A 3,794-nucleotide genomic window follows, 5' to 3' on the forward strand; every position below is an offset into this window, starting at 1 on the left:
CTCCAGCCCCACCCACCCCTGAGGAGGCACGGATTCATGGCGGACGTAGCGGCGCACATCACCGGCACGGTGTGGAAGATTGAGGTTCAGGTCGGCCAGCAGGTCAACGCGGGCGACACGCTCGTCATCCTCGAGTCCATGAAGATGGAGATGCCCGTGGAGGCAGAGGAGGGCGGGACGGTGAAGGAGGTTCGGGTGAAGGAGGCGCAGTCGGTCAACGAGGGCGACGTCCTCGTGGTGCTCGGCTAGCAGTGGAGCCCGTCGTCGCGACAGGCGCTTCGCTGAACGTCGAGGACCGCGACGACGGGGTCCGGGTGTTGACGCTGTCCAACCCGGCCCGCCGCAACGCGCTGGATGATGGCCTCCTGGCGCGGCTGGACGCGGCGCTGGAGCCCACCCCGCGCGTGCGCGCCTTGCTGGTGCGCGGCGCGGGTGGGGCCTTCTGCTCCGGCTATGACTTGACGCACCTGGGCCCCCCAGGCGCGGACGGGCGGCTGCCGGATGACCTGCTGGTGGAGTGCCTGCTGAAGCTGGAGTCCCACCCCGCGCCCAGCGTGGCGCTGGTGGAGGGCCCGGCGGTGGGCGCCGGCTTCGACCTGGCGGCCTCGTGCGACTTCCGCATCGGCGCGCCCAACGCCGTCTTCCTCATGCCCCCCGCGAAGCTGGGCATCGTCTACTCCCCGGAGGGGCTGGCCCGGGCCGCGCGGCTGGTGGGCGTGGCGCGCGCCAAGCAGCTCTTCCTCGCGGCGCGGAAGCTGAGCGCGCGGGAGGCGCTGGACTGGGGGCTGCTGGATGACTGCCTGGCGGACGCGGAGGCGCGCGCGCTGGCGCTGTGCGCCACCCTGGCCAGCCATGCGCCGCTGGCGGTGTCGGGGATGAAGGAGTCCTTCGGGCGTCTGGCTCGAGCCCCCCTGGAGGAGGCGGACCGGGCTCGGCTGCGCGGCTTGCGCGCGGCGGCCTTCGGGAGCGAGGACGCGAAGGAGGGGCGGGCGGCCTTCCTCGAAAAGCGCCCGCCCCGCTTCTCCGGCCGCTAGTCAGGGCGGCCGGCGGGGGACTGCCACGGCGACATCAGGTGTCGCCGAAGAGCTCGCCCATGCGCAGCTGCAGCGCCGAGGCAATCTTGTACAGCGAGGAGATGGAGGCGGAGGACTCCGCGCGCTCAATCTGCGACAGCAGCGACACCGACAGGCCCGTGCGCCGCGCCAGCTGCTTGAGCGTGAGCTCCTGCGTCTTGCGTGCGTCGCGGATGGTGCGGCCAATGGCGCGGTGCAGGTCCGCCTCCGGGTCCTGGGACAGGCCCTTCTTCTGGAGGGCGTTGCGGACCGCGGTGATGAACTGCTCCGGCTCCATGGGCTTCTTGACGTAGTCGGAGGCCTGCGCCTTGAGCGAGGCCACCGCCGTGTCCACCGTGGGGTACGCGGTGGCGACGATGACGGCCACGTCCGTGTCGTACTTGCGAATCAGCTCCAGCACCTCGGTGCCCGACATCTGCGGCATCATCATGTCGAGGATGACGAGGTGGAAGTCGGAGCCCCGCAGGATTTCCACCGTCTGGGTGGGGTCCGTCGTGGTCACCACCTCGTAGCCTTCACGGGTCAGGACCAGCTTGAGGTAGTCGCAGTTGTCCTGCTCATCATCAACTACCAGGATGCGAATCTGCACAGCGTCTCCTCGCTGCAGTTCAGTGCCATGGGACCGGAATACCCTCGGAGGGCAAGGGTGACTCCGGCAGACCGCTACTTCTTGGGATTCTCGTAACTCTCGACCAAACCCTTCACGCGCTCGTAGTACGCGTGATTGGGCGCAAGTTCCAGGAATCGCTTGTAGTGAACCGCGCCCTTTTCGGGCTGGTTGTTATTCGCGTAGGCGGACCCGAGGTAGAGGTGGCACTCGGCGCGGCCAGGTTCCAGGTCGAGGCACTTGTTCAGCTGCTCGATGGCCTGCCGGTAGCGCAGGCCCTTGATGTGCTCGAAGCCGTCCGCCTGGGCCTTGGCCGCCGCGGACTGCGCGGCGGACGGCGCTTTGTCCGTGCCGGAGGTGGGAACCGCGGCGGGCGGCGCCGCCTTCTTCTTGGCCTCTGCGACCTGCTTCTTCAGCGCCGCGTACTCCTTGGCGAACGCCTTGGTGGCGGCGCTCTCGCGCAGGGCCTCCTCGGCCTCCGGCAGCTTGCCGTCGTCCAGGGCCGTGCGGACGTCGTCGAGCCGCCGCTTCATCAGCTGCTCGGCGCGCGCCTCGTCGAGCCGGGTCTCCATGTCACGGGGGCGCTGGCCATTGGCATCCTTGATGGCCTCCAGCGCCTCCACGGCCGCGTCGAAGTCACGCGCCGCGATCGCCTTGTCGGCGACCGCGCGCTGCTCCTCCATGGAGGGGCCACGCGGGGGGGGCGGCGTCTCAGGCGTCTGCGCCGCCGCCGTCGTGGGCGGGGTGTCGTTGGCCGCGGGCGGGTCCTCGATGGTCGGCCGCGGCTCCTCGTCCGGAAGCGGCGTGGGCGTCTGCGCAACGACGGGGGGCACTGCCGGCTGGGCGCCCTGCTGGTTCAGGTACCAGAAGGCGCCGCCGCCTCCGCCGAGCAGCAGGGCCGCGAGGCCCGCCACCAGGGGCAGCTTCGAGCGCGCGCCGCCACCCGAAGCCGCGTCGTCTGACGCGTCACCGGCGTTGACGAAGCGCAGCCTCACGTGCCCCAGCTCGATGATGTCTCCGGTGCCGAGCGTGGCCTGCGCGTAGCTCTCACCGTTGACCGTCATCCCGTTGGCGGACTGCATGTCGATGACGCGCCACTCGCCAGCGTCCTCGCGGACGAGCTTGGCGTGGGTGCGCGACAGCGACCGATGATCCAACGTGATGTCGTTGTCGTCGGTGCGGCCGATCCGCAGCTCCGTGCGGATGCAGGCGAACTCCTGGCCCTTGAGCTCGTCCGGGGACAGCACGAGCAGGCGGGGAGCGTCCTCGGCGGGCACGTCCACCACCTTGCGTGGCCGCTCCGCCTCCACCTGATCCAACCGGATGATGGAGGTGGAGTGACGGCGCGCGTCCGCGGCGCTGAGGGAGGGCGGCGTGTGGTCGCTCTCCTCGGGCTCGTCGTCGGAGTCGTCCTCCTCCGGCTCGGGCTCCGGCCGGCGGGCCGGCACCTTGGTGGTGATGGGGCCTACGGCGTTGGCCGCGCCCTCCGCTTGGAGCGCGAGGTCGTAGTCGCCAATCTGGACCAGGTCACCCTCTTTCAGGGGCGACTGACCCGCGATTCGCTCGCCGTTGATCCGGGTGCCGTTATAGCTCCCCAGGTCTTCCACTACGACGTGGCCATTGAGTCGCACCAATCGTGCGTGACGGCGAGACACATTTCGTTCCGTCAGGCGGATGGTGTTTCCCTCCTGACGGCCGATGGTGATCTCGTCACGCACGAAGGGAACAACGGTCTTGCGCCCCTCGTCGTCTTCGATGATGAGCTTCAGCACGGGTCCGATCCGCGTACAGTCATAGCAGAACGGCCTTTCCCTGTACAAGCCATGTATCCCCCTCAAAAGACAGGCCTTTCTCCCGAGGAAGAGGGGCAGGCGAGGCTGTTGTCCATCGGTCAATCGGCCGGTGGAGTGCGACTGGGGGGGGCGCCCTGGCTCACCTTGATCCTGGCCACCGTGCTGGTGGCCATCCACGGCGCGGCGCGCGCGACGGGGCCCGTGGGGCTGGACACCCTGCTGCGGTGGGGTGCCAAGGCGGGGCCCCTGGTGGTGGACGCGGGCCAGGTCTGGCGGCTCGTCACCGCCAACTTCCTGCACCGGGACTTCCTCCACCTGGCC

General features: G+C 69.7%; 4 protein-coding genes. 2 read left to right on the forward strand and 2 right to left on the reverse strand.

The genetic code is table 11. From position 1 onward, the window contains the following. The first annotated feature begins 36 nt into the window (after positions 1–36). Positions 37–249: a biotin/lipoyl-binding carrier protein gene (locus G4D87_RS34940; protein WP_163787007.1), complete on the forward strand. Its 213-nt coding sequence runs from the start codon at positions 37–39 to the stop codon at positions 247–249. A 2-nt stretch (positions 250–251) separates the two neighbouring features. Then, positions 252–1,034 (forward strand): enoyl-CoA hydratase/isomerase family protein, encoded by a 783-nt coding sequence (locus G4D87_RS34945; protein WP_163787009.1) that lies wholly within the window; start codon positions 252–254, stop codon positions 1,032–1,034. A gap of 34 nt (positions 1,035–1,068) precedes the next feature. Here G4D87_RS34945 and G4D87_RS34950 read toward each other — a convergent pair whose 3' ends face one another. Both G4D87_RS34950 and G4D87_RS34955 read right to left on the reverse strand, forming a co-directional pair. Then, positions 1,069–1,662: a response regulator gene (locus G4D87_RS34950; RefSeq protein ID WP_141648350.1), complete on the reverse strand. Its 594-nt coding sequence runs from the start codon at positions 1,660–1,662 to the stop codon at positions 1,069–1,071. Positions 1,663–1,736: 74 nt separating this feature from the next. Then, complete coding sequence (locus G4D87_RS34955) at positions 1,737–3,452, reverse strand: FHA domain-containing protein (RefSeq protein WP_163787011.1); 1,716 nt, start codon at positions 3,450–3,452, stop codon at positions 1,737–1,739. Positions 3,453–3,794 lie beyond the last annotated feature (342 nt).

The sequence above is a fragment of the Myxococcus vastator genome, from assembly GCF_010894475.1.
Classification (GTDB): Bacteria; Myxococcota; Myxococcia; order Myxococcales; family Myxococcaceae; genus Myxococcus; species Myxococcus vastator.

Excerpts from the sequence above, each read along its gene's own strand:
- G4D87_RS34940 (WP_163787007.1), top strand. The coding sequence starts at position 37 with ATGGCGGACGTAGCGGCGCACATCACCGGCACGGTGTGGAAGATTGAG.